Source organism: Streptomyces sp., from assembly GCF_035644915.1.
Lineage (GTDB): Bacteria > Actinomycetota > Actinomycetes > Streptomycetales > Streptomycetaceae > Streptomyces.
The window spans coordinates 1-26,214 of the sequence record NZ_DASQNP010000173.1 but is presented as its reverse complement, the minus strand read 5'-3'; the positions used below and the strand labels follow the sequence as shown (position 1 = coordinate 26,214).

Sequence of the window (26,214 nt, the reverse complement as noted above, 5' to 3'; positions counted from 1 at the left end):
GGGTGGAGAAGATGTTGCAGGAGGCCCAGCGGACCCGGGCGCCCAGCGCCACCAGGGTCTCGATCAGCACCGCGGTCTGCACGGTCATGTGCAGCGAGCCGGTGATCCGGGCCCCGGCCAGCGGCTGGGCGTCGGCGTACTGCCGGCGGAGGGCCATCAGGCCGGGCATCTCGTGCTCGGCGAGGGTGATCTCCTTGCGGCCGAAGGCGGCCAGCGACAGATCCGCGACCTTGAAGTCCCGGACGGTGTCGGTCGTCGTCATTGCGAGCTGCTCCTCGGAGGTTGGTCGAGGTGGTTCGGCTGGCTGGTCTGCGGCAGCGGACGGGTGCGCCGAAGCGGGCACACGGCTCTCGTGCCGTCGTGTGCCACCGGCTCGTACGCACCGTACGGACGTACGTGTCCCCTGACCGCAGCGCAGTCCGTCGGAGGCCCTCTCTCCCTCGGCCGGCCCGTGGCCGACCGACCGCCATCAGCAGCGACGTCTGTGCCTCATCGAATTTACACGCTCGGCGCGTCACCCGGTCGGGACAGCGCGGAAAGCGGGACGGGCCGCCGGAGGTTTCCGGCCACGGGCACCGCTCGTGCCCCGCCCCGTCCCGCCGTGTCGCCGCGTCCGCTCGGCTCAGTGCGTCCTGGCCTCCCCGGCGGCCTCCCCGGCGGCCTCGTCGGCTCCGGCGACGGTGTCCGCGCGGTAGATGTCCGGCTCCAGGTAGATCACGCGGGCGATCGGGACCGCCTCGCGGACCCGCTTCTCGGCCTCGTCGATCGCCCGGGCGACCTCCGCCGCCGACTCGTGGCTCTCCACCGCGATCTTGGCGGCGACCAGCAGCTCCTCCGGGCCGAGGTGGAGCGTGCGCATGTGGATGATCCGGGTGACCCGCTCGCCGTCGACGAGCGCCTCACGGATCCTGACCAGGGCGTCCGGTTCCGCCGCCTCGCCCAGCAGCAGGGACTTGGTCTCGACGGCGAGGACGATCGCGATGGCCACCAGCAGCACGCCGATGCACATGGTGCCGATGCCGTCCCACACCGGGTCGCCGGTCAGGACCGCCAGCCCGACGCCGCCCAGGGCCAGGATGAGGCCGACCAGGGCGCCCAGGTCCTCCAGCAGCACGACCGGCAGCTCGGGCGCCTTGGCCCGTCGGACGAAGGACGTCCACGACCGCGAGCCGCGGACCTCGTTGGACTCCTTGATGGCGGTGCGGAAGGAGAACGTCTCGGCGATGATCGCGAAGACCAGGACGCCCACCGGCCAGTACCAGTGGTCGAGGTCGTGCGGGTGCGTGATCTTCTCGTACCCCTCGTAGAGGGCGAAGACGCCGCCGACGGTGAACAGGACGATGGAGACGAGGAAGGCGTAGATGTAGCGCTCGCGGCCGTAGCCGAAGGGGTGCTCCTCGCTCGCCGCCCGCTCGGACCTCTTGCGGCCGAGGAGCAGCAGCGCCTGGTTGCCCGAGTCGGCGACGGAGTGGACGCCCTCCGCGAGCATCGACGAGGAGCCGCTGAAGGCGAACGCCACGAACTTGGCCACGGCGATGGACAGGTTGGCGCCCAGCGCGGCGACGATCGCCTTGGTTCCGCCTGATGCACTCATGGAAGGGTGACTCTCCTGGGGTGACAGCGAGGGACAGCGGTTCGTTCGGTCTGGGTCCGGGCCGCGGCTACACGGCCACGGTCGCGCGGAAGAGCGTACCGCCGCCGGAGACGGTGACGCGGTCGCTCGCCCGTACGAAGGCCGAGCGACCGCGGGCGAGGGTCAGCCCGCCCCCGTCGTCGGCGCTCCGCCCTTCCGTGTGCCCCGTTTCCCGCAGGGTGATCTCCCCGTCCGTGCACAGCAGGATCTGCGGGGCGCCTCCGTCCAGGGTGCGGGATGCATCATCCGGGGTCAGGACGTACCGGGAGAGGCGGAACTCCTCGACGGGTGCCGCGTACACCTCCTCGCCGCCGGGCGCCGCCTCCGGCCGCAGCACCTGCGGCGCGGTCGGCTCGAAGCGGACGACGCGCAGCAGTTCGGGCACGTCCACGTGCTTGGGGGTCAGGCCGCAGCGCAGCACGTTGTCGGAGTTGGCCATGATCTCGACGCCCAGGCCCTCCAAGTAGGCGTGCGGGACGCCGGCGCCCAGGTACAGGGCCTCCCCGGGCTCCAGGCGGACGACGTTGAGCAGCATCGCGGCCAGGACGCCCGGGTCGCCGGGGTAGTGGTCCGCGATGCCGGCGTACGCGGCGTACGCCTCGGCGCCGGGCCCGCCGCCGGCGCCCAGGCGGCGGGCCGCCCCGGCCGCCGCGGCGACGGTCTCGGCCACCGCCTGCCGGTCGGCCGACAGGACGGCGGTCAGCACCTCGCTCAGCGCCTCGTCCTCGGGACGGGCCCGCAGGATGTCGGCGTACGGCTTGAGCGCGTCGACGTCCAGCGCCTCCAGCAGCGCGGCGGTCTCCGCGGGGCGGCGGAAGCCGCACAGGCCGGTGAAGGGGGTGAGGGCGCAGATGAGTTCGGGCTTGTGGTTGGCGTCCTTGTAGTTGCGGTGCGGGGCGTCGATCGGGACGCCGCGCTCCTCCTCGTCGGCGAATCCCTCCCCGGCCTGCGCGAGGTCGGGGTGCACCTGGAGCGACAGCGGCGAGGCGGCGGCCAGCACCTTCAGCAGGAACGGCAGCCGGGGCCCGAAGGCCCGTACGGTCGCCGCGCCCAGTTCGCCCTCGGGGTCGGCCTCGATCACCTGCGACAGGGCCGTCTCCCCGCCGCCGCGGTCGATCCGGGACGGCGCGCCCGGGTGGGCCCCCATCCACAGTTCGGCCTGCGGCTCACCGGTCGGCTCGGTGCCGAGCAGTTCGGGGATGGCGGTGGTGGAGCCCCAGGCGTAGGGGCGCACGGTGTTCGCGAGGAGGTCCATGCGGGATGTCCTTGGTCCTTGTGCCGGGCCGGCGCGCCGGTCTCGCGGCTCTCCTGTCACGGCTTCTTCCGGGCTTCTTCCGGTGTCGCGGCCGTCATGGCCTGCCGGTGCCACGCTTCCTGCGTCACGGCCGCCGGCCGCCGGCGAGCGCGAGGTAGACGGCGGTGAAGTCCAGGGTGGCCAGCAGTTCGGCGGCGGTCTCCAGCCGGCTGCTGCCCTCGGCCGGCTCCAGCTCGCTGATCGGGGTGCCGTGGCCGTACGCCAGGTCGCGGGCGGCGACGGTGGCGGACTCCCCCGCCGGGGCGCCCTCGCGCAGCAGGACGATCCGGGGGCGCAGCGGCTCCGGTTCCTCCACCCGGTCCCGGAAGAAGTCGTCGGTGTCGTCGCCCGCCAGCGCGCCGTCGAGCAGCGCGCCGTGCGCGGTCATCGCCTCCGGCAGTTCGGCCGTCAGCGCCGGACGGCCGGCGAGCGCGGTGAGGGTGGTGGCGCAGTGGCGGGCCGCGGCGCCCGCGACGGCGCCCTCGCTCCACAGCAGCGGGAGCGCGCCGGAGAGTTCGGCGGCCAGGGTCTTGGCGGGGTTGCCGTAGGTGGCGGCGGCGGGGCCGCAGCGTTCGGCGACCCGGTCCAGCCGGTCGGCGAGGGCCTGGAGGCCGGTGGGCTCGGCGGCGGCCAGGCCGAGCCGGTCGGCCAGGGCGAGGAGCGGGGTGAGCATGGCCCACAGGACGCCGGGGGCGGCGGGCGGGGCCGGGCGCGGCTGCTCGTACGCGTCGCGGGGGTCGGGGCCCTCGTACGCCTCGCCCGGTACCGCCGCGAGGGGCACCGCGAGACCGCGGGCCTGGGCGGTCGCCCCGGTCAGCGGGGTTCCGGAGGGGCTGACGGAGACCACGGTGCAGCCCCGGCGGTACGCCTGTTCGACGAGTGCGGCCAGACCCGCCTCGGTGCCGTCGGGGGTGGCGAGCAGCAACAGGTCCAGCGGACCGGCCCAGCCGGGCAGCGTCCAGCGCAGGGCGCCGGGGTCGGCGAGGGGGCCGGCGGGGCGGAGCAGCGAGACGGGGACGGCGCCGTTGCCGAAGGCCCCGAGGAGGTCGGCGACGCAGGAGACGGCGGGGCCGGTGCCCGCGACGAGGATGGCGCGGGGGCGGCCGTCGGGGCGCAGCTCGGTCAGGCCCGCCTCGGTGGCGTGCCGGACGGCCGTGCGGACCCGGGCGCCGGCCTGGGCCGCGCCGCGCAGCAGGCCGTGGGTGTCGGCGCCGGCCAGGGCTTCGGGGGCGTCGAGCAGGGTCTCGTCCAGCATGTGCGGCCTCTCAGGTCGCCGGGGCGGTCAGGCAGGACGGCGCGCCTCGTCGACGAGCAGGACGGGGATGCCGTCGCGGATGGGGTAGGCGAGCCCGCACTCGGCGCCGCCGCAGACCAGTTCGTCGCCCTCCTCGCGGAGGGGGGCGTGGCATGCCGGGCAGGCGAGGATCTCCAGGAGGCCGGCTTCGAGCGGCATGGGGTGTCGTCCCTTCGGGGCAGTGCGGTCGTGCGGTCAGCGTACCGCCGGGGGGTCGCGCGCCACAGGCGGGTGCCCGGATGCGGAACGGCGCGGGTGCGGCGCGCGCTTGCGGAAGGGGTGGCGGGCAGCGCGGTGCGGGGCCCGGCGGCCGTTCGCCGGGCCCCGCACCGGGCACCGTGGGGCGCGGATCAGCCGCGGGTCAGCCGCGGACGATGGCCAGGACCTCGTCGCGGACCTTGGCGACCGTCTCCGCGTCGCGGGCCTCGACGTTCAGGCGCAGCAGCGGCTCGGTGTTGGAGGGGCGGAGGTTGAACCACCAGTCGCCGGGCGCGGTGACCGTCAGGCCGTCCAGCTCGTCCAGCTCCAGCCCGGCGCGGCCGGAGTACGCGGCCTTGACGGCGGCGGCGCGGCCGGCCTGGTCGTCGACGGTGCTGTTGATCTCGCCGGAGGCGGCGTAGCGGTCGTACTGCGCGACCAGCTCCGACAGGGTGCCCTCCTGGCCGCCGAGCGCGGCCAGGACGTGGAGGGCGGCGAGCATGCCGGTGTCGGCGTTCCAGAAGTCGCGGAAGTAGTAGTGCGCCGAGTGTTCGCCGCCGAAGATCGCGCCGGTGCGCGCCATCTCCGCCTTGATGAAGGAGTGGCCCACGCGGGTGCGCACGGGGGTGCCGCCGGACTCCCTGACGACCTCGGGGACCGACCAGGAGGTGATGCAGTTGTGGATCACCGTGGAGCCGGGGTGCTTGGCCAGTTCGCGGGCGGCGACCAGGGCGGTGATCGCCGACGGCGAGACCGGTTCGCCCCGCTCGTCGACCACGAAGCAGCGGTCGGCGTCGCCGTCGAAGGCCAGTCCGATGTCGGCGCCCGTCTCCCGCACCCGGGCCTGGAGGTCGACGATGTTGGCCGGATCCAGCGGGTTGGCCTCGTGGTTGGGGAAGGTGCCGTCGAGTTCGAAGTACATCGCGTCCAGCTCGACCGGCAGGTCCCTCAGGACCGTCGGCACGGTGTGACCGCCCATGCCGTTGCCCGCGTCCACGACGACCTTCAGGGGGCGGATGCCGGTGAGGTCCACCAGGGAGCGCAGGTGGTCGGCGTAGTCGGTCAGGACGTCCCGCCGGCTGATCGTCCCCCGGTCCTCCACCGGCTCCGGGGCGCCGGCGGCCGACCACTCCTCCACCAGGGCGCGGATCTCGGCCAGGCCGGTGTCCTGGCCGACCGGGGCGGCGCCCGCCCGGCACATCTTGATGCCGTTGTAGCGGGCGGGGTTGTGGCTGGCGGTGAACATCGCGCCCGGCAGGTCCAGATGACCGCTGGCGAAGTAGAGCTGGTCGGTCGAGCAGAGGCCGATCTCGGTGACATCGGCGCCGCGGGCGGCCGCTCCCTGTGCGAAGGCCCGGGACAGGCCCGGCGAGGAGGGGCGCATGTCGTGTCCGACGACGATCGCGCTCGCGCCTGTGACCTGCACGAAAGCGGCGCCGAACAGTTCGGCGAGGGTTTCGTCCCACTGGTCGGGCACCACACCACGTACGTCGTACGCCTTCACGAGCTGTGACAGGTCAGGCACAGTCCACCCCTTCTGGAGTATCTGGTGACGGCCCAAATGTAACGGGGATGGATCAGTTCTCGGGCGAACGCAGCACCCGCAGGTGGCCGCGTCTGGCCACCTCCATCAGGTCCTGTTCGCGCGGGCCGCCGGGAGGGGGCGGCTCGGCGGGGGCGGTCCTGCGCCGGGGGGTGCGGGCGGCCTCGCGCACGGCGTTGGCCAGGGCTTCCAGGTCGTCCCCGCTGGGTCGCGCGGGGCCGGTGTCCACGGCGAGGCGGACGACCTCCCAGCCGCGCGGGGCGGTCAGCCGCTCCGAGTGCTCCGAGCACAGGTCGTAGCAGTGGGGCTCGGCGTAGGTGGCCAGGGGGCCGAGAACGGCGGTCGAGTCCGCGTAGACGTACGTCAGCGTCGCCACGGCAGGGCGGCCGCACGCGGTGCGCGAACAGCGACGTACAGGGCTCACGACGTTGGACGGTACCGCACTCTTGAGCGGGCCGCGACGACTCTCCGGGAGGTCACCCGGTTGTGTCGTATGGCTCCACCGGCACCGCGCGGGATGGCGACGCCCGGGCTGACCTGCCGAATGACGGAAAAGTCCGGTTGGCGGGGGGACATTGGGCCCGTTATCACTTCGTTCGGATACCGTCATCGAGGAGCGATCATCGATCGAAGAGATGACCGAAACCGCGCCTCGAAAAAACGGAGTCGATCAACCGTCGACACCCGGTTCCGGACGCCGCCACGTGCGGAACGACGCACGGGAGCACGTCCCGTCATCGCGGGTCTTCGGCCGTCCCCGGAGGGCTACTCTCAAGATGATGAGCAACCCCGTACCGCCTCGCCGCCCCGACCCCCGGCCCCGCCGCCGGGACCGCCATGGACGCGGCATGCGCGGCCCCATCGCACCGCCCCAGGTGCCCCTCGCCATGAGTCGCGCCGACGCCTTCGACGATCTGGTGCGCGACTCCGCGGACCGGCTGGAGAGACAGTGGCCGCAACTGGCCGGGGTGGAGTTCGTCGTGCAGGAGGTGCCACCCGCCCACCCGGCGGAGGACGGCGCCGACGGCTGGGACGGCATCTGGGGCGACGGCCCGGAGAGCGTGCCGCTCGGCCGGTACGCGGCGGCGCGGGACGGCCGTCCCGACCGCGTGATCGTCTACCGGCGCCCCATCGAGCTGCGCTCCAAGACGCGCGACGACCGGGCGCTGCTCGTCCACGAGGTCGTCGTCGAGCAGGTCGCCGGGCTCCTCGGGCTGGCCCCGGAGTCGATCGACCCCCGGTACGGGCAGGACTGAGCCGGCCGGGGCGGGGCGGCCCCGGCCGGTCAGGTTCAGTCGACCAGGACGGACAGGTCCTGCCCGGCCTCGGGCACCGACACCGTCCCCCGGTCGTCCGGGAGCGTCTGCACGGTGAACATCGGAATGCCGTCCTCCGACACCGTCAGCGTCCGCGCCGCGTACACCGCGCCGCCCGACAGCCGCTCGACGGTGAGCGCGTACCGCCCCTTGCCGCCCTCCGGCCGCAGGTCGTCCACGGCCGTGGTGGTGCCGCCCTTGAGGGTGTACGTCCTGCTGACCGGCTCGCCGCCGCCGCTGCCCGCCGAGGCCGTCACCCGCACCTTCGCGGTCTCCTCCGGCGCCACCAGCGACAGCACCGTCCCCACGCTCTCGTCGCCCGCCGCCTCGGCGTCGCTGCCGACGGCGGAGGCCCGCTCCCGGATCGGCTCGGCGGCGGGGACGAACGCCATCTCCTGCTGGGTGCCCTTGCCGCGCAGCACCCGCAGCGCCGCCACCACCCGGGCCTCCCGGCCCTTCTCGGCCGGGCTCAGCACCAGCGAGCCCGGCTCGCCCCTGGTGACGTCGCCGAGGTCCACGGCGACGGTCGTCCCGCTCCTGACGTGGAGGGTCTCCTGGCCGGCCGGGGTGATCGTGCCCGTGGGGGTGGCCAGTTGCACCTTCAGGTCGGCGTCCTCCTCGCCGGGCGCGAAGACGACCAGACGCGCGGCGGTGGCGTCGGCCGGGATGCCGGGCAGCACCAGGCTGCCGCGGGAGTCGGCGGAGGCGGTCAGCCAGTCCCCGCCGAGGCCCTCGTCCAGCGACTGCACCTGGGCGCCGATCCGGCCGGTGCGCGCCACGACGTGGAGGACCACGTTGGTGACCGGTTCCCGCGAGAGCGTGGAGAGCAGCACGGGGACCGTGGAGCGGGCGGGGACGTTGATGCCCTGGCCGCTGTCGGTCCGCACCGAGCCCTCCTTGCCGTACAGCTCGAGGTCGACCACGGCCGGGCTGTCGTCGGGGTTGGTGAGGTGGATGTAGTCGTGGCGCTCGTCGGCGGTGCTCGCGCCGGGGAACCAGAACTCGGTGTCGGGCGCGGTGCAGGACAGGCCCAGCAGCCCGCGGCCGGTGCCCGCCGTGACGAGGGTGGTCTGCTGGACCGTCCAGCCGGGGGCGAGACGGCCGTCCGCCGAGCCGGTGAGCGCGGGGGCCCCGGTGCGGTCGGTGTCGACGGTGACCGGTGTGCCGGGCTCGCGCAGCGGCGCGACCGGCTCGGGCTTCGCACCGCCCTCGCCCGTGTTCTGGCCGCCGCCCTCCAGGGTGCTCGCGGCCGGCAGCAGCTCGGCCGTGCCCTTCCCGGCGGAGGTGCGCTCGGCACCGCCCTTGGGCGTGAAGGCGGTGTACGTGGTCTCGCCGATCTCCGAGGAGGTCGGCTGCGGGCACAGCAGCGTGGAGCGCTCCACGGGGAGCCGGGCCGCGGACGCGGGAGCGGCGGGCTCGCCGGACGGTGCGGTCAGTGCGGCGACGCCGGTGACGGCGGCCAGCGCGGTGGCCACGCCGATCAGGGAGTAGGCGGTGCGGTTCATGGGCGGTCGCTCCTGTTGCCGTACGTGGTGCCGTCCTGCTGGGTGCCGTAGCCGTGGCCGTCCTGGGCGCCGTCCTGGGCGCCGTTCCGGCCGCCGTCGTAGCCGTAGCCCTCCTGGCCGTAACCGTCTTGGCCGTAACCGCCCTGGTAACCGCCGTAGCCCTCCTGGCCGCCGTAGTGACCGTCGTACTGGGTGCCGTACTGGGCTCCGTACTGACCGTCGTACTGGCCGTCGTACGGGGGCCGGTCCCCTCCGGTCTGGTCGTACGTGCCGTCCCAGCCGCCGTGGCCCTGCTGCTGGGGCGCGTACGGGGCCTGGGCCTGGGGCTGGAGTTCCGGCTCGGGCTGCGGCTGCTCCGGCTGGGACTGGGGCTCGGGCCGGGGCTCGGGCGTCCCGGCCGCGGCAGCGGCCTCCTGCGCCGCCCGCAGCCTGCGGGCCCGGCGGCCCTCGCCCTCCACCGGCTGGGCGGGCACGGTCTCCGCGTCCGCCGCGTCCGGCAGGTCGTCGTCGACCTCGCGGCGCCGTCCCGGCAGCGCCATGACCAGCACGACCAGGCCCAGCAGGCCCTGCGCCCACACCCAGCCGGTGTGCGTCGCCGGGGTCTCGTACGTCAGGTCGAGCCGGCCGCCCTCGGCGGGCAGCTCGAAGCCCTGCGCCCAGCCGTCCACGGTGACCGGCTCGAGCGGGCGCCCGTCCAGCGTGGCCTGCCAGCCCGGGTCCGCCGCGTCGGCGATCCGCAGCACCCGTCCGGCGGGCCCGGCGGGGACGTCGGCGTGGGCCTCGACCGGTCCGGCCGCGACGGTCACCGGCTCGGCCGCCGTGCCGCCGGGCGCCGCCTCCCGCGATCCGCCGGGGACGACGGTGATCCGGGCGACCTGGGCGTCCACCCGCCACAGCGCGCCGCCGTCCTGCTTGCTCAGCCGGGTCAGGCCCGGCGTCGCGTCCAGCACTCGGCTCATCTCCCGGGGGGCGCCGTCGCGCACCAGGACGTAGCGGACGGCGTAGCCGCCGAGCTGCCTGGTCTGGTCGGCGCCGGAGCCCGCGACCAGGTTGCCGACCACCTCGTCCAGCCGCCGGTCGCCCCCGATCGCGCGGGCCAGGTCGCCGTCGCCCAGCCGGGCGCCGGAGCCGCGGACGAGGGTGTACGAGACCCGGGACGGCCCGGCGGACACGGTGTTCCCGGTGCCGTCCTCCCCGTCGAGGACGAGGGTGCGCGGCCGGTCCCGGGTGGCGCTCTCCTCCGCGACGAACGCCGGCACCTGCACCGGGCTGCGCCGCGTCAGCGGCCCGTCCGCGCCGCTCACCATCCAGCCGACGGCGGCCACCAGCGGTGCCGCGGCGGCCGCGGCGGCGATGAGCGCGGCGACCGGCTGCCGCCAGCCGAAGCTCTGCGCGGCGACCCGGCCGCGCGCGCCCTCGGCGCCGACCGCGGCGGCGGCCAGCAGCGCCAGCCCGTAGACGAGGGTGGCGGGACCGGCCCAGCCGGAGCCGCCGGTGAGCGCGGCGAAGAGCAGGCCGGTCAGGGCGGCGGTCCAGGCGGAGAGGATCGCCGTCCGCCGCTCGGCGCGCAGCAGCGCGGCGAGCGCGGCCAGCACCACGCCGGCGAACAGCACGCCGCCCACGGTGCCCGGCCCGCCGGGGTTGAGGGCCAGCAGGTCGACGGCGGAGGCGGTGCCCTCGCCGTACGGCAGCCCGGCCTCGCGGAGGAAGGCCGAGGGGCTGGTGAACAGTTCCAGGGACCACGGCGCGAGCAGCACCACCGGGACCGCCAGCAGCACGGCGGCGCGGACCGCGTACGCCGCCGCGTGGGCGCCCTGCCGGGCCCGCAGGCCCAGGACGGCCAGCGCGAGCACGGCGGCGATCGGCCAGATCACGGGGGTGAAGGCGGTGGTGACGGTGAGCAGCAGCGCGCAGGCCCACGCCGGCCGCCAGCCGGGCTTGGCGTCGCCGCCCTGCCGCAGTCCGGCGGCCGCGACCGCCGCACGGGCCATCAGCGGCAGGGTGACGGCGAGGACGGCGGTGCCGATCCGGCCGCCGGCCAGGGCTCCGGTGACGGCGGGGAGGAAGGCGTAGGCGATGCTGCCCCAGGCGCGCAGCAGCCGGGAGGTGACCAGCGGCCGGGAGGCGAAGTAGGCGGTGAGTCCGGCCAGCGGCACCGAGCAGACCAGCAGCAGCGTGAGGGTGAACCCGGTGCTGCCGAGGAAGACGGTGGCGAGCGTGGCCAGGATCGCCAGGTACGGCGGCGCGGACTCGGTGCCGCCCACCCCGACCGGCTGCCAGGACTCCAGGTGGCGCGCCCACAGGTCGGCGGCCTCCGCGGGCGCGGGCAGCAGGGCGCCGCCCGCCAGCGCGCCGCCGCCCAGCAGGGCGCGGCAGGCCACCAGGGAGGCGACGAGGAGGACGGCGAAGAGCACGGGCGCCGGCCTGCGGGCGATCCGCTTCAGCCGGGCGAACTGTTCGACGTCCAGGAAGTCGGCGTCCTCGTCGCCGGGACCGGACTCGACGGCGCCGTGCCGTCCGCCGGAGGAGGAGTCGGGGTCGGAGCGGCCGGCGAAGTTGCCCGCGACCTGTTCGACGGTGGCCCGTACGGTCGCGCCGGGCGGCGGGAAGAGGGGGCGCAGGTCGGAGTGGCTGACGACGGGTCTGCCGCGCCTGCGCCGGGCGGCCATGACGAGGCCGGGGCGCAGCAGGACGCCGAGGAGCCCGGTGACCTCGTCGAGCGCCTGTCCGGGCACCTTGCCGACCAGGTAGGCGGCCATCCGCAGCAGGGTGCCCAGGACCAGGCGCAGCAGGACCCAGGGCAGCAGCTTGCCGGGCGTGTTGACCAGCAGCGTGTAGACCGCGCCCGCCTTGTCCACCCGGTGCGGGCCGGCCACCGAGCGCCCGGCGCAGTCGATGGGCCGCCGCTCGCGGGAGGCGGCCTCGGCGTGCCGCAGGACGGCGTCCGGCGCGACGAGCACCCGGTGCCCGGCCGCCTGGGCGCGCCAGCACAGGTCCACGTCGTCGCGCATCAGCGGCAGGCGGCGGTCGAAGCCGCCGAGCTGTTCGAAGACGTCGCGGCGTATGAGCATGCCGGCGGTGGAGACGGACAGCACCTGCCGCACCTGGTCGTACTGGCCCTGGTCCTGCTCGCGCCGGTCCAGGCCGGTCCAGCGGCGTCCGCTGTTGGCTATGGAGACGCCGACCTCCAGCAACTGGCGGCGGTTGTACCAACTGCGCAGCTTGGGCCCGACGACGGCGGCCGAGCGGCTGGAGTCGGCGACCCGCAGCAGTTCGGCGAGGGCGTCCGGCTCGGGCGCGCTGTCGTCGTGCAGCAGCCACAGCCACTGGACCGGTTCGCCGTGGGGCAGTTCGGGCATGTCGTACGCGTCGTCCCGCCAGGTGCGGGTGACCGGGTCCCAGCCGCTGGGCCGCTTGAGGTACGGCAGGTCGTCGGGCCCCAGGACGGGCGCGGTGCGGACCGCCTCGTCGACGGCCGCGCCGAATCCGGTGCGGCGGGCGAGGTGCAGGACGCGGTCGGGGCCGAACGCCTCGGTGAGCAGCCGGGCGGAGTCGTCCGCGCTGCCGGTGTCGGCGGCGATGACGTTCTGCACCGGCCGTTCCTGGCCGGCGAGTCCGGCCAGCACGTCGGGCAGCCAGCGCTCGCCGTCGTGGGAGACGAGCACGGCGGTGACGACGTGCCGCGGGAACTCGGGTGCCTGGCTGGGGGCGGACGCCTGCTGGGGTGAGGCGAACGCTTCTGCGGCCGCCTCGTACTGGGCCGCCGGGTGGCTGTGCACGGACATCGGGGTAGGGGCCCTCCGGCCGGGGTCCGGGGGTCGCCCCCCGGAAGGCTGCTGCTCGGACTGCTGCGGACTGAGCTGGACGCGGATGCCGCACGGGCGGCGGCCGCGTCGCGGACGGCCCCCCACACTAATGGCTCAACGTCCCCCGCCGTTCGGGGTCCTGGGGGACGCCCTTCCGAACAGCGGTCCGCCTCCCGCGCACTGGGGCGGGAGGCGGACCGGGGATGGTGGGAATCGTGTGGCGTTCCGCACCGCTTGCCGGGCGGTCGGTCGCCGGCGGCCGAAGCGGCCGGGAGGAGGGGCGGCCGGCCGGACGGCCGGGGAAACGGTTCTGACGGTCCGGCGGTCCGCCGGCGGCGGGGGAACCGGCGGCCGCGCCGGGCACCGGTCAGACGGCGGCCTTCTTCAGGCGGCGGCGCTCACGCTCGGACAGGCCGCCCCAGATGCCGAAGCGTTCGTCGTTGGCGAGGGCGTACTCCAGGCACTCGGAGCGGACCTCGCACGCGAGGCAGACCTTCTTCGCCTCCCGCGTCGAGCCGCCCTTCTCCGGGAAGAACGACTCGGGATCGGTCTGGGCGCACAACGCGCGCTCCTGCCAGCCGAGCTCCTCGTCCGCCTCTTCGACCAGCAGTTGTTCGAACAGCTCGGTCATGCGCGCGCCCCTCGTCTGTCTTTACGTCCCCGTGATGCTGTCGTTATCGATCCCAGCCGAACGACACGAGTGAAATTACAAGTGTGTGCATCCACCCGAGTCAAGCCGAGATCTGCTATTGGGCCCGTTATTCACTCTGCGGAACCAAGCCATAGCATTATGTGTTTAAATCGGCACAAAGTACGACACGCAGATCGGACATCTCACTCAGTCGCTCCTCCCCCGCCAAGGAGGACGCGACCGGGTCCGACCGCGTTGCCCCGCATGCACCGAGGCGAGAATGATCACATTTGGATCACAGATCCGCAACGCCACTCGTGTGTGCGGATGGTGCGCCGTCTGTCCGCTCTCGGCCCGCATAAACCTTTCACCGCCCCGGCAACCGGATGTGGTGAAACACACTCGCCAAACGGGCCATCCGGTTGACAGCGTGACGCTTTACCCGGTCTTCTTGGTGTCATGCCAGCGATTCGCGCGTTCAGCCCGGCCCGCCTCCGCGGGGCCCTTCGCGCTGCCCAGATTCACTGTCGCTGTTGCTGTCGCTGAGGCCTTCTCTCCCGCCTCGCCATCACCTGCTCCTTCCCCTCCCGGCCCTCCCGGCTCCGCTTCCGGTTCCGGTCCCGCCGGGCCCCTCCCCGTTTCGCTCTTCCCCTCCGAGGAACTCCCGACCGTGAACAGCGACGTCGAGATCGCCGGCGACCCGCTCGCCGTCCCGCATCTCCTGCCGCCCGTCCCCGCCCACCCCACCACCGTCGCCGGCTTCGCCGGCCTCGCCCGTACGATCGCGGCCGACCGCGCCGGCTGGGCCCCGCTGGTGCGGTACGACGCCACCACCCGCTGGTACCACCGGCTGCGCACCGGCCCCGGCTACGAGGTCTGGCTGCTGAGCTGGGTCCCCGGCCAGGGCAGCGGACTCCACGACCACGGCCCCTCCTCCGGGGTGCTCACCGTCCTCGACGGCGAGCTGACCGAGCGGAGCGCGAGCGGCAAGCGGACGCTCGGCCCCGGGGCACAGCGGGTCTTCGCCCCCGGCTACGTGCACGAGGTCGTCAACGACGCCCTCGAACCGGCCGTGAGCCTGCACGTCTACTTCCCCGGCCTCACCGAGATGCCGATGCACTCCCCGCACGCCCTCGCGTGCTCCCCGGCGGACCGGGAGGAGACCGCCCCGGCCGTCCCCTGAGTCCCGTTCCGGGAAGTCCCCTCCGCCCCCAGAGGACAGCCTCCGGCCGAGAGGCCCTCCCGCCGCCCGACCTCCACCCCCAGAGGACAGCCTCCGGCTGAGAGACTGTCTGGCATGCAGCGCATTGTGGTTCTGGCCGGGGGCATCGGTGGTGCCCGCTTCCTGCGTGGACTCAAGTCGGCCGTGCCCGACGCCGAGATCACGGTCATCGGCAACACCGGGGACGACATCCACCTCTTCGGCCTCAAGGTCTGCCCGGACCTCGACACGGTGATGTACACCCTCGGGGGCGGCATCCACGAGGAGCAGGGCTGGGGCCGCGCGGACGAGACCTTCACGGTGAAGGAGGAGCTGGCGGCGTACGGCGTCGGGCCGGACTGGTTCGGCCTGGGCGACCGCGACTTCGCCACGCACATCGTCCGCACCCAGATGATCGGCGCGGGCTACCCGCTCAGCGCCGTCACCGAGGCGCTGTGCGCGCGCTGGAAGCCGGGCGTGCGGCTGCTGCCGATGACCGACGACCGGGTCGAGACCCATGTGGTGATCGAGACCGAGGACGGCGGCCGCAGGGCGGTGCACTTCCAGGAGTACTGGGTGCGGCTGCGGGCGTCCGTGCCCGCGCAGGCCGTGGTGCCGGTGGGCGCCGAGCAGGCCAAGCCGGCGCCGGGCGTGCTGGACGCCATCGCCGGGGCCGACGTCGTCCTCTTCCCGCCGTCCAACCCGGTGGTCAGCATCGGCACGATCCTCGCCGTGCCCGGCATCCGCGAGGCGATCGCCGACGCCGGGGTGCCGGTGGTGGGCCTGTCCCCCATCGTCGGGGGCGCCCCGGTGCGCGGGATGGCCGACAAGATGCTGGCCGCCGTCGGCGTGGAGACCACCGCCGCGGCCGTGGCCAGGCACTACGGGCCGGGGCTGCTGGACGGCTGGCTGGTGGACACCGCGGACGCCGGCGCCGTGCCCGAGGTCGAGGCCGCGGGCATCCGCTGCCGTGCCGTGCCGCTGATGATGACCGACGTCGACGCCGCCGCCCGGATGGCCGGCGAGGCGCTGGCGCTCGCCGGGGAGGTGCGGGTGTGACGGACGTCGCGGAGGAGACGGTCCCGGCGGACGTCCCGGCGTACCGGGTGTGGGCGCTGCCCGGGATTCCCGAGGTGCGGCCCGGTGACGACCTGGTGAAGCTCATCGCGGACGCCGCCACCGCGCCCGGCCTGCCCGGGCTGGCGGACGGGGACGTGGTGGTGGTCACGTCGAAGATCGTGAGCAAGGCCGAGGGCCGGGTGGTGCGGGCGGACGACCGGGAGGCCGCCATCGACGCCGAGACCGTGCGCGTGGTCGCCCGGCGCGGGCCGGCGCGGATCGTGGAGAGCAGGCACGGCTTCGTGATGGCCGCGGCCGGGGTCGACGCCTCCAACACCCCCGCCGGCACGGTGCTGCTGCTGCCCGAGGACCCGGACGCCTCCGCGCGCCGCATCCGCGACGGGCTGCGGACGGCGCTGGGCGTGACGGTCGGGGTGGTGGTGACCGACACCTTCGGGCGGCCGTGGCGCGAGGGCCAGACCGACGTGGCGATCGGCGCCGCGGGAGTCCGGGTCCTGGAGGACCTGCGCGGCGGCACCGACATGTACGGCAACCCGCTGGGCGTGACGGTCACGGCGGTCGGCGACGAGCTCGCCGGGGCCGGCGAGCTGGTGAAGGGCAAGGCCGACGGGCTGCCGGTCGCGGTGGTGCGGGGCCTGGCCCGGCACGTGGCGGCCGGGGACGGCGGGGAGGAGGCGGCCGGAGCCCGTTCCCTGGTGCGCGACGCGGCCGACGACATGTTCCGCCTGGGCACCTCGGAGGCCGTACGGGAGGCGGTGACGCTGCGGCGCACCGTCCGGGAGTTCACCGGCGAGCCGGTGGACGGCGCGGCGGTGCGGCGGGCGGTGGCGGCGGCGGTCACGGCCCCGGCGCCGCACCACACCACGCCGTGGCGCTTCGTCCTGCTGGAGTCGGCGGAGTCCCGCACCCGGCTGCTGGACGCGATGCGCGACGCCTGGGTGGCCGACCTGCGCCGGGACGGGAAGAGCGAGGAGAGCATCGCCAAGCGGGTGCGGCGCGGCGACGTGCTGCGCAACGCGCCGTACCTGGCGGTGCCGTGCCTGGTGACCGACGGGGCGCACGCCTATCCGGACGCGCGGCGGTCGGCCGCCGAGCGCGAGATGTTCGTGGTCGCGGCCGGGGCCGGGGTGCAGAACTTCCTGGTCGCCCTGGCCGGTGAGGGCCTGGGGTCGGCGTGGGTGTCCTCGACGATGTTCTGCCGGGACGTGGTGCGCGAGGTGCTGGGCCTGCCCGCCGACTGGGATCCGATGGGCGCGGTGGCCATCGGCCGTGCGGCGGCCCCGCCCAGGCCGCGGCCGCCGCGGCCGGCCGACGCCTTCGTCGTCGTCCGCTGAGGGGACGTCATCCGCCGAAGGGGTGTCACTCGTTTGAGGGGACGTCACCGGCGGGGTCCGGGCGGCGGGCGGCGGCTCACAGGCGCGCGATGTCGACGCGCGGGAAGCGGGGCGCGCGGCGGGGCGGGGTGCGCCCCGTGGTCAGGATCAGCCGGGTGGCGCGGTGGCGCTGGCCGGCGTAGGGGGCGAGCAGCTCCAGCATCCGCGCGTCGTCGCCGTCCCGCGCGCCAGTGAGCGCGTAGACCACGGTCCTCGGCAGGTGCAGGTCCCCGACCGTCACCGCGTCCGCCGCCCCGTTGGTGCGCTGGAGGGTCTCGGCCGCCGTCCACGGGCCGATGCCGGGGATCGCCGTCAGGCGGGCGGTGGCCGCCGCCAGGTCCATGTGCGCCGCCTCCTGCAGGCGGCGGGCGCGGGCGACCGCCCGCAGGATCGTCGAGGAGTGCTTGTGGTCCACGCCCGCCCGGTGCCACTCCCAGGAGGGGATCTGCGCCCAGGTGCGCGGCTCGGGCATCACCCGCATCGGCTCGGGGAGCCGCCCGGCCGGGCCCGGCGCGGGCTCGCCGTAGCGCCGCAGCAGCCGCCGCCAGGCGCGGTACGCCTCCTCGGTGGTGACCTTCTGCTCCAGGATCGAGGGGATCAGCGACTCCAGCACCAGGCCGGTGCGGACCAGCCGCAGCCCGGGGTGGCGGCGGTGGGCCTCCGCGACGAGCCGGTGGCGGGGGACGAAGGCCGACGGGTCGTCGTCGGCGCCGAGCAGGGACGGTACGCGGTCGAGCGCCCACTCGGCGCCCGGCCCCCACGCCTCGGCCACCACCTCGCCCGCGCCCGCGTCCGGCGCGAGGCACAGCGTGGCCGGCCCGCACGGGGTGCGGGTGGCCCGCCAGACGGCGCCGCCGGCCACCCGGTACGCGGGGTCGTACGCGCCGCGCTGGAGCACCCGCAGGTTGCGGTGCAGGTCGTGCGGTCCGTACGGCTGCGGCGGACTCCAGCGGCGGACGGGCACGGCACCGGCTCCCCTCAGCGGTCCGGGGAGAAGCGGACGGTTCCCGGGGCGAGCTCGGCGTCGCACCACACCCGGATGCCGCCGCACAGCTCGTTGTCCTCGCCGACCACGGCGCCGTCGCCGACGACCGCGCCGTCCAGGACCGTACGGGCGCCTATCCGCGCGCCCGCGCCGACCAGCGAGTCGTGGACGCGGGCGTCGGAGCCGACCACCGCGCCGTCCAGGAGCGTGCTGCCGTGCACGCGCGCCCCGGAGCCGACCACCGCGCCCGCGCCGACCACCGTGCCGCCGGTCAGCTTGGCGTCGGGGGCGACGTCGGCGCCCTCCAGCACCAGCCGCTCGCCCCGGCGGCCGGGGACGGCCGGGGAGGGCGCGCGGCCGAGCACCAGGTCGGCCGAGCCGCGGACGAACGCCTGCGGGGTGCCCAGGTCGAGCCAGTAGGTGGAGTCGACCATGCCCTGGAGGTGGGCGCCGTCGGCCAGCAGTCCGGGGAAGGTCTCGCGTTCGACGGAGACCGGGCGGTCGGCGGGGATGGTGTCGATCACGGACCGGTCGAAGACGTACGCGCCCGCGTTGATCTGGTCGGTGACGATCTCCTCGGGGGTCTGGGGCTTCTCCAGGAAGGCCGTCACCCGGCCGTCGTCGTCCGTGGGGACCAGGCCGTAGGCGCGCGGGTCCGCCACCCGGGTCAGGTGCAGGGAGACGTCGGCGCCGGAGGTGGTGTGCACCGCCAGCAGGGCGCGGATGTCGAGGCCGGTGAGGATGTCGCCGTTGAGGACCAGCACCGGGTCGCCGGGGCCGGAGCGGAGCCGGGGGGCGACGTTGCGGATGGCGCCGCCGGTGCCCAGCGGCTCCTCCTCGGTGACGTACTCCAGGTGGAGGCCCAGGGCCGAGCCGTCGCCGAAGTGGGGCTCGAAGACCTCCGCGAGGTAGGAGGTGGCGAGCACGACGTGCTCGACGCCGGCCGCGCGGAGGCGGGCCAGTTGGTGGGTGAGGAAGGGAACTCCCGCGGCCGGGACCATCGGCTTGGGCGTGTGCACCGTCAGCGGCCGCAGCCGGGTGCCCTTGCCCCCGACGAGGAGGATCGCTTCTTTCACCGGTTCGTCTCTGCTTCCTGCTGGGGACCGTGCCGGGTGGCCGGGCCAGTGTAGGCCGGACCGCCCGGCACGGCCGGGGCTACCTGCCCTGCAGGCGGGCGGCGCGCTCCCGGACGGTGCCCAGCTCGCGGTAGAGCCGGTCGCCCGGGCAACTGGTCTGGGCGCCGTCGCGGTGTCCGGAGACGGTGCGCAGCCCGACCTTCGTGCCCTTGGGGTACTTGCCGCCGCCGGAGGTCACGGTCACGGTGCCCCTGGGGTTCACGCCGTGCAGCCCGAGCTTCCACGCCACCAGGCGGGAGAGGGCGTTGACCACCGCCGCGGAGGGCTTGGTGGTGCTGTACGAGCCGAGGACCGCGATGCCCGTGCTGTTGGCGTTGAAGCCGTAGGTGTGGGCGCCCATCACCGGTCGGGCCACGCCCCCGGCGCGGCCCTCGTAGATCTTGCCGCACTTGTCGACGAAGAAGTTGTAGCCGACGTCCCGCCAGCCGTTGCTCTTGACGTGGTAGCGGTAGATGCCCCGGATGAGCGAGGGGGCCTGTGAGCAGGAGTAGTTGTTGCTCATCGCCGTGTGGTGGACGAAGGCGACCTTGACCGTCTTGGTGTAGAGGAACGGGCCGCGCAGCCGCTCGTCGGCCCCCCAGCCCCTGCGGGTGACGATGGCCGGGCGCGGTCCGATGGGGGCGAGGGTGTCGGCGGTCAGCGCGCCGGTCCGGACGATGCCCTGCCCGGAGGCCGCGCTCATCAGGTCGCCGCTGCCCCCGTCGGTGTTTCCGCCGGTGTCCGGGGCGTCCGCGGCGTCCGGGGCGTCCGGGGTGTCCGTCGCGGCCTCCGGCGCGGCGTCCACCGCTTCCAGGTCGCCCTGGGACGCCTCCTGGTCCAGGGCCGGGATCTCGTGGGCGCCCACCGGGGCGAGCCGGGCGTTGGCCTCGCTGCTGGCACGGGCCTGGGGGGTGGGGTCGTCGGCAGGGGCGTCACCGGGGTCGACCAGGTCCAGGCGCAGCCCCCTGGGCAGTCCCGGCCCGTCGCCGGAGTCGTCGGAGCCGTCGCCCTCCTCGGGCAGCACACGGGCCTGTACGCCGTCGGAGTCGCCGACCCACAGCGGGGCCGTGGCCCCGCGCAGTCCGCGGCCCCGGCCCTCGGCCGAGGCGGGGTCGGGGCTGTCGGCGTGGGGCTCCAGCTCCTGCCAGGGGGACCAGGCGCCGGTGTCCACGGCCCGGGTGCGCACCTGGATCCGTCCGTGCAGTTCCTCCTCCGGGTCGTCCCACACCACGCCGAGCAGCGAGAAGGGCTCGACGTCGCGCGCCGGAAGGCCGAGGGGCACCCCGTCGCCGGAGGAGCCGGACGAGCCGGGGGCGGTGGTCGCGGGGGTCGTGGTGGGCGGGGCGAGCGGTACGAGCGGCAGTGACTGGGTGCTCCCCGGCAGCCGGGGAGCCGTCACGGGGACGGGGGCGGACGCGGGGGCCGCCGGTGCCGTGGCCGCCGCGCCGGTGGGCGAGGTCAGCGGCAGCACCGCGGCCGCCGCGCACGCGACGCCGATCGAGGACGCAATGAATGCACGCATAAATCAGATAGTGGACATAAGGCAATAATCCTGTCGAACGGTAAGTTGATGGGGTGTCGCGCTGAGCGCTCCTCACCAACCCCCGCCAGGCCCCCTGGGGGACGGGCGGCCCGCGTACCCTGGCGTCGATGAACACCACCGACCGCACCCCCGCCGACCTGCTGCGATCCGCGCTCGCCGCAGACGCCGCCCGTCCGCTGGTGACCTTCTACGACGACGCCACCGGCGAGCGCGTCGAACTCTCCGTCGCCACCCTCGCCAATTGGGTGGCGAAGACGGCCAACCTCCTGCAGGACGAGCTGTCCGCCGAGCCCGGCGACCGCCTGGCCCTGCTGCTGCCCGCGCACTGGCAGACCGCGGTCTGGCTGCTCGCCTGCTCCTCCACCGGGGTCGTCGCCGAACTGCCCGGCAGCTCCGCCGATCCCGCCGCCGTCTCCGCCACCGCCTCCGCCGCCGACCTCGTCGTCAGCGGCCCGGACACGCTGGAGGCGGCCCGCGCCTGCTCCGGCGAGCGCGTCGCGCTCAGCCTGCGCCCCCTGGGCGCCCGCTTCCCGCAGCCGCCGGACGGCTTCACCGACTACGCGGTCGAGGTGCCGGGCCAGGGCGACCACTTCACCCCGTACTCCCCCGTCGACCCGGACGCGCCCGCGCTGGTCGTCGGCGGCGAGGAGCTGACCGGGGCGCAGATCGTCGAGCGCGCCCGCGCGGACGCCGGGGCACGCGGGCTCGGCCCCGGCTCGCGCCTGCTGTCGGTGCTGCCGTACGACACCTGGGAGGGGGTCTCGGCCGGGCTGTTCGCCCCGCTGGCCACCGGCGGCTCGGTCGTGCTGTGCCGCCACTCCGACCGGCTGGACGCGTCGGCGCTGACGGAGCGGAAGAAGAGCGAGCGCGTCACCCACACCGCCGGGTGAGCCGCCACGGCGCTCCCCACCCGGGCGCCACACGAGGGGACATTCCGCCGCTTCGGGGCGGAACCGCCCGGCCTCCGGTCGCGCGGACGGTTTTCCCGCACCCTCCGTACAACCACACGCGCCCGTCACGTGTCTGTACAGGAGACCGGCGACCGCACGCCTGTGCGCGTACGCGCCGACGATCGCGCGAGGGATGAACACAGACGTGACCGAACCTGAGGGTGCGCACCCGGCCGGCCTTCCGCTCCGGCCCCGTCGCCGCTGGCTGCGCTGGACGGCGCTGGGCGCGTCGGTCGCCGTGCTGGCGGCGGCCGGGGCGGTCTGGACTCTCTACAACAAGCTCGACGGCAACATCCGCACGGACGTCGAGACCGTCAACCAGTTGCGGCGCTTCGAGCGCGAGCGCCCCCGGACGGTCGTGCACGAGGCGAGGAACATCCTCCTCATCGGCTCCGACGACCGCGGCGGCGACAACGGCGAGTACGGCCGCGACAGCGGCACCCAGCGCTCGGACACCACGATCCTGCTGCACCTGTCCGCCGACCGCTCCGGCGCCACCGGGGTGTCGATCCCGCGCGACCTGATGGTGGACGTCCCCGAGTGCTCCCGGCCGGACGGCACGACCACCCGCGCCCAGTTCACGCAGTTCAACTGGGCCTTCCAGATGGGCGGCGCGGGCTGCACGATCCGTACGGTCGAGAAGCTGACCGGCATCCGCATCGACCACCACCTGGTGGTGGACTTCACCGGCTTCAAGAGGCTGGTGGACGCCGTCGGCGGCGTCGAGGTGTGCCTCGCCGAGCCCGTGGACGACCCCGACGCCCAGCTCACCCTGGACGCGGGCCGCCAGACGCTCGACGGCGAGCAGGCGCTCGGCTACGTCCGCACCCGCAAGGGCATCGGCGACGGCAGCGACACCCAGCGGATGGCCCGGCAGCAGGAGTTCCTCGCCTCGCTGGTGCGGAAGGTGCACGACGAGGGCATCCTGACCAACCCGGCCGAGCTCTACCCGGTGCTGGACGCGGTGACGTCGTCGCTCACCGCCGACCCCGGGCTGGACTCCCTCACCGAGCTCTACGCCCTGGCGAACAGCGTGCGCGACATCCCCGCGGACCGGGTGCGGTTCATGACCGCGCCCCGGCAGCCGTACGCCCTCGACCCCAACCGCGACGAGCTGGTGCGGCCCGACGCCGACCGGCTGTTCGAGGCGCTCCGCGACGACCGGCCGGTGCCGGAATTCCCCGCGGAGGACAAGGACGGGTCCGCCGCCCCGGACGCGGGGACCGGAGGCGCACAGGCCTCGCCGGACGCCGTGCCGACCGCCGTGCCGGACGCCGCGACCAGGCTGTCGGCGACCGGGGCCACGGCGCTGGAGGCCGGGACCGGGCTGCCCGAGCCGACCGGCTCGCCCTCCCCGGGGGCGACGCCCGCGTCCGGAGACATGACCGGAAATCTGTGTGGGTGAGCATGCCGGGGAGAGAAACAGCACACCTCCCCGCACAAGGAATGGGCGGGAATGCCCGTTTGACGGAGAAGGGAACTTGCCAACGGGGGTGCTCGACGCTGGACTGTGGCAGATAGTGTGAGCAATCCGGTGCGTTCGCCCAGGCCGCTGCGCACCGCGATGATGACTGACCAAGCGCCTTGACGCCCGAGAGGGAGGGCGCTGCGTGGCATCGACGGAGGACTCAGGCAACCGTGGACGCGCAAAGCCGTGGGCGGGCGGGGGACATCGACCCCGCAGACCAGTGGGTGTTCGACCCGGAGACCGGTGACTACAGACTGCGACCGTCCTCCCCCGGAACGCGACCGGCTGCCTCCTCGTCCCCCGCCTCCTCCGCGTCGCCCTCCCCGTCCGGCTCCGCCGCTCCCCGTCCCGGTTCCCGGGCCGGCTCGCGGGCCGGGAACCGGCGGGCGGCCTCCCCCCGCGGCGAGGTGCCCCGGCAGCGCAGGCGGCGGGGAGCGGAGGCCCCCGCGGGCGGCGGGCCGACGGGCGGCGGGCCGGGCGGCCGGGCGGCCGGCCGGCGCAAGGCCAAGCCGAAGAAGTCCCGGAAGAACAGGGCGCTGGTGTGGACCGGCGGCGTGACGGCCTTCCTGATCGTCGGCACCTCGGCCGCCGCCTACTACCTCTACGACCACTTCAACGGCAACCTCAGCACCATCGACGTCGGCAACGCGGGCAACGGCGGCTTCGGCACCGACGGCCCCATCAACATCCTGCTGATCGGCACCGACAAGCGCACCGGCAAGGGCAACGAGGGCTACGGGGACAACGGCAGCGGCGGCCACGCCGACACCACATTCCTCTTCCACGTCGCCGCGGACCGCACCAACGCGACCGTCCTGAGCATCCCCCGGGACCTGATCACCGACATCCCCGACTGCCCCACCAAGCAGGAGGATGGCTCCACCGAGATCATTCCGGGCACGCCGGGCACCCGGTTCAACAACAGCCTCGGACAGGAGGGCCGCGACCCGGGCTGCACCATGCGGACCGTCAAGGAACTGACGGGCCTGGACGTTCACCACTTCATGATGGCCGACTTCAACGCCGTCAAGACGCTGACCACCGCGATCGGCGGCGTCGAGGTCTGCCTGGAGAAACCCGTCAAGGACCCCAAGTCCCATCTGGACCTGCCCGCGGGCAAGAGCACCATCATGGGCGAGGACGCCCTGGCCTTCGTCCGTACCCGGAAGAGCTTCGGCAACAGCAGCGACTTGGACCGCATCAAAGTCCAGCAACAGTTCCTGAGTTCGATGATCCGCAAGCTCAAGTCCAACGACACCCTCACCGACCCCGGCAAGATGTGGAAACTGGCCGAGGCCGTCACCAAGGCGCTGACGGTGGACACCGGCATAGGCACCATCAAGAAACTGACCCAGTTCGGTCAGGAAATCAGCGGGATCAACACCAAGAACATCTCCTTCGTCACCCTGCCGGTGAAAGACAACCCCGCGGAGATCGTCAAGGCCACCGTCGTCCTCGACGAAGCCAAGGCGCGTCCGCTGTTCTCGATGCTGCAGAACGACGTCTCCCTAACCGAGGTGGAGAAGAAGGAGAAGGCCGCCAAGGACAAGGCCAAGAAGGAGCAGGAGGCGCTACTCAAAGGCGAGCGGGCCGCGGCATCCGATGTGCGGGTCGAGGTCCTCAACGGCGGGGACACCGCCGGGGCCGCCCAGACGACGCTCACCTGGCTGCAGAACTCCCAGGGCGTGCTGAAGTCCAGCAACGGCGGCAACGCGCCGAAGAAGATCGCCAAGACAACCCTGGAGTTCGCGCCCAACCAGGCCGACCAGGCCCGCAAGCTCGCGGACCTCATGGGCCTGCCCGCCTCCGCCCTGAAGCAGGGCACCGAGGACGCTGAGCCGCTGGAGCCGATGACCCTGACGCTGGGCGCCGATTTCGAGGGAGCCGGAGTTCCCATCGCCGCCCCGACGAAGGCGCCGGAGGGCATCCCGCAGATGGAAGCCGACAAGCAGATATGCGCAGGGTGAGGCCCGTACACCGCGCCCTCGGCGCCGACTGAACGACATGGGGGAGGAAAACCCGTTGGGGCACAGCGCCGTACGGGGTGAGGGGGCGCGCGGGCGCGCTCCCCGGGCAGAGGACTTCGGCTGGAACGACAGCCTGTACGACGGGCCGGAGGGGGACGGCACGGACGCCGACGCACCCGCGGGCGAAAGCGCCGGCTCCGACCGCCCAGCGGCCCCCGCGTCCCGGAATGGACGCGGCCCCAAGGGTCTCCAGGACCCAGACGGTTCGCGGCGCGACCGGCCCCGGATCCCGCGCCGCGGCAAGCGGGTGCTGCGCTGGACGGCCCTCGGCCTGTCGATGCTGATCCTCGGTACGGCGGGCGCCGGCTACCTCTACTACGAGCACCTCAACGGCAAACTCACCAGGAAGCCCCTCAACCTCGGCGGCAAGCAGCTCCGGCACGGCACGGACGCCGTCGGCCGATCCCCCGTCAACATCCTGCTACTAGGCTCCGACAGCCGCGGCTCTCAGCGGAACGTCGAGCTCGGCGGCGCCCGGGACGATGCGGACCGCAAGCCCCTCGCCGACGTGCAGATGCTGCTCCACCTCTCGGCCGACCGCAACAGCATGTCGGTGCTCAGCATCCCCCGGGACACCAAGGTCACCATCCCCGAGTGCACCGACCCCGAGGACGGCACGGTCTACCCCCAGAGCGTCGACAAGATCAACTCCAGTCTCCAGCACGGCGGTCCGGGCTGCACAGTCGCCACCTGGATGGAACTGACCGGCATCCCGATCGATCACTTCATGATGATCGACTTCGCGGGTGTGGTGGACATGGCCGACGCCATCGGCGGCGTCCCCGTCTGCGTGGACGCCAACGTCCACGACCGGCGGTCGGGCCTCCGCCTGGAGAAGGGGACCACCACCGTCACCGGCGAGCAGGCCCTGCAGTGGCTGCGCACCCGGCACGGTTTCGAGGACGGTTCGGACATCGGCCGGGCCAAGGCCCAGCACATGTACATGAACTCGATGGTGCGCCAGCTCAAGGCGGGCACCAAGCTCACCGATCCGGGCAAGCTGCGGTCCCTTGCCGAGGCGGCCACCAAGGCCCTCACCGTCGACGAGGGCATCGACACCGTCAAGGACCTCTACGACCTGGCGAACGAGCTCAAGCAGGTCCCCACCGACCGGATCACCATGGCCACCATGCCGTGGGAGTACTCCGACGGCGGCGAGTACGTGGTGCCCAAGCCCGGCGACGCCGAGCGGGTGTTCTCGCTCATCCGCGACGACGTCGCGCTCGACGGCAAGGACCGCAAGCCGAAGGCG

General features: G+C 74.2%; 21 protein-coding genes. 8 read left to right on the top strand and 13 right to left on the bottom strand.

What is annotated here, in order from left to right; translation table 11 throughout:
• The 7 genes from VE546_RS19210 to VE546_RS19180 form a co-directional block, all read right to left on the bottom strand.
• Positions 1-262 (bottom strand): adenosylhomocysteinase (locus VE546_RS19210; RefSeq protein ID WP_324923977.1); only part of this gene is annotated, 262 nt, incomplete at its 3' end.
• Positions 263-622: 360 nt separating this feature from the next.
• Entirely contained in the window at positions 623-1,594 is a 972-nt protein-coding gene (locus VE546_RS19205; RefSeq protein WP_324923975.1) for a cation diffusion facilitator family transporter, read from the bottom strand.
• A gap of 67 nt (positions 1,595-1,661) precedes the next feature.
• Complete coding sequence (gene manA, locus VE546_RS19200; protein ID WP_324923973.1) at positions 1,662-2,888, bottom strand: mannose-6-phosphate isomerase, class I; 1,227 nt, start codon at positions 2,886-2,888, stop codon at positions 1,662-1,664.
• A 124-nt stretch (positions 2,889-3,012) separates the two neighbouring features.
• Positions 3,013-4,182, bottom strand: a complete 1,170-nt coding sequence (locus tag VE546_RS19195) for an SIS domain-containing protein (protein ID WP_324923971.1) — start codon at positions 4,180-4,182, stop codon at positions 3,013-3,015.
• Between the two features lie 27 nt (positions 4,183-4,209).
• Positions 4,210-4,380: a Trm112 family protein gene (locus VE546_RS19190; RefSeq protein ID WP_324923969.1), complete on the bottom strand. Its 171-nt coding sequence runs from the start codon at positions 4,378-4,380 to the stop codon at positions 4,210-4,212.
• Between the two features lie 202 nt (positions 4,381-4,582).
• A complete protein-coding gene (locus VE546_RS19185; protein WP_324923967.1) occupies positions 4,583-5,944 on the bottom strand; it encodes a phosphomannomutase/phosphoglucomutase in 1,362 nt (453 codons plus the stop codon).
• Positions 5,945-5,996: 52 nt separating this feature from the next.
• Positions 5,997-6,386, bottom strand: a complete 390-nt coding sequence (locus VE546_RS19180; RefSeq protein WP_324923965.1) for a DUF3499 domain-containing protein — start codon at positions 6,384-6,386, stop codon at positions 5,997-5,999.
• A 355-nt stretch (positions 6,387-6,741) separates the two neighbouring features.
• Between VE546_RS19180 and VE546_RS19175 the strand changes: the two genes are divergently transcribed.
• Positions 6,742-7,218 carry a metallopeptidase family protein gene (locus VE546_RS19175; RefSeq protein ID WP_414720526.1) on the top strand — a complete coding sequence of 159 codons (477 nt, stop codon included), beginning with the start codon at positions 6,742-6,744 and terminating at the stop codon, positions 7,216-7,218.
• 35 nt (positions 7,219-7,253) lie between these two features.
• Here VE546_RS19175 and VE546_RS19170 read toward each other — a convergent pair whose 3' ends face one another.
• From VE546_RS19170 to VE546_RS19160, 3 genes are all read right to left on the bottom strand, one after another.
• Positions 7,254-8,783 (bottom strand): DUF5719 family protein, encoded by a 1,530-nt coding sequence (locus tag VE546_RS19170; protein WP_324923961.1) that lies wholly within the window; start codon positions 8,781-8,783, stop codon positions 7,254-7,256.
• Positions 8,780-12,568 carry a glycosyltransferase family 2 protein gene (locus VE546_RS19165; protein ID WP_324923959.1) on the bottom strand — a complete coding sequence of 1,263 codons (3,789 nt, stop codon included), beginning with the start codon at positions 12,566-12,568 and terminating at the stop codon, positions 8,780-8,782. The genes VE546_RS19170 and VE546_RS19165 overlap by 4 nt, the downstream gene beginning before the upstream one ends.
• Positions 12,569-12,956: 388 nt before the next feature.
• Positions 12,957-13,220, bottom strand: a complete 264-nt coding sequence (locus VE546_RS19160) for a WhiB family transcriptional regulator (RefSeq protein WP_003950432.1) — start codon at positions 13,218-13,220, stop codon at positions 12,957-12,959.
• Between the two features lie 670 nt (positions 13,221-13,890).
• Here VE546_RS19160 and VE546_RS19155 point away from each other — a divergent pair.
• From VE546_RS19155 to VE546_RS19145, 3 genes are all read left to right on the top strand, one after another.
• Positions 13,891-14,403, top strand: coding sequence for a cysteine dioxygenase family protein (locus tag VE546_RS19155; RefSeq protein WP_324923957.1), 513 nt, complete (start codon positions 13,891-13,893; stop codon positions 14,401-14,403).
• A 114-nt stretch (positions 14,404-14,517) separates the two neighbouring features.
• Complete coding sequence (gene cofD / locus VE546_RS19150; protein WP_324923955.1) at positions 14,518-15,480, top strand: 2-phospho-L-lactate transferase; 963 nt, start codon at positions 14,518-14,520, stop codon at positions 15,478-15,480.
• Entirely contained in the window at positions 15,477-16,835 is a 1,359-nt protein-coding gene (locus tag VE546_RS19145) for a coenzyme F420-0:L-glutamate ligase (protein WP_324923953.1), read from the top strand. Before cofD ends, VE546_RS19145 begins: the two co-directional genes overlap by 4 nt.
• A 76-nt stretch (positions 16,836-16,911) precedes the next feature.
• On the opposite strand, the gene VE546_RS19140 is transcribed toward VE546_RS19145, so the two are convergent.
• The 3 genes from VE546_RS19140 to VE546_RS19130 all read right to left on the bottom strand — a co-directional run bounded on the left by VE546_RS19140 (position 16,912) and on the right by VE546_RS19130 (position 20,496).
• Positions 16,912-17,838 (bottom strand): DNA-3-methyladenine glycosylase 2 family protein, encoded by a 927-nt coding sequence (locus tag VE546_RS19140; RefSeq protein ID WP_324923951.1) that lies wholly within the window; start codon positions 17,836-17,838, stop codon positions 16,912-16,914.
• A gap of 14 nt (positions 17,839-17,852) precedes the next feature.
• A complete protein-coding gene (locus VE546_RS19135; RefSeq protein ID WP_324923949.1) occupies positions 17,853-18,935 on the bottom strand; it encodes an NDP-sugar synthase in 1,083 nt (360 codons plus the stop codon).
• A gap of 79 nt (positions 18,936-19,014) precedes the next feature.
• Positions 19,015-20,496 (bottom strand): peptidoglycan recognition protein, encoded by a 1,482-nt coding sequence (locus VE546_RS19130; RefSeq protein WP_324923947.1) that lies wholly within the window; start codon positions 20,494-20,496, stop codon positions 19,015-19,017.
• A 128-nt stretch (positions 20,497-20,624) separates the two neighbouring features.
• Here VE546_RS19130 and VE546_RS19125 point away from each other — a divergent pair, with 128 nt between their 5' ends.
• The 4 genes from VE546_RS19125 to VE546_RS19110 all read left to right on the top strand — a co-directional run.
• On the top strand, positions 20,625-21,407 hold the full coding sequence (locus tag VE546_RS19125) for a TIGR03089 family protein (RefSeq protein ID WP_324923946.1): 783 nt from the start codon (positions 20,625-20,627) through the stop codon (positions 21,405-21,407).
• A 193-nt stretch (positions 21,408-21,600) separates the two neighbouring features.
• Positions 21,601-22,872, top strand: a complete 1,272-nt coding sequence (locus VE546_RS19120; RefSeq protein ID WP_414720525.1) for an LCP family protein — start codon at positions 21,601-21,603, stop codon at positions 22,870-22,872.
• A gap of 233 nt (positions 22,873-23,105) precedes the next feature.
• Entirely contained in the window at positions 23,106-24,902 is a 1,797-nt protein-coding gene (locus VE546_RS19115) for an LCP family protein (RefSeq protein WP_324923942.1), read from the top strand.
• A 55-nt stretch (positions 24,903-24,957) separates the two neighbouring features.
• Positions 24,958-26,214: LCP family protein (locus tag VE546_RS19110; protein WP_324923940.1), on the top strand; the 1,257-nt coding region annotated here is incomplete at its 3' end.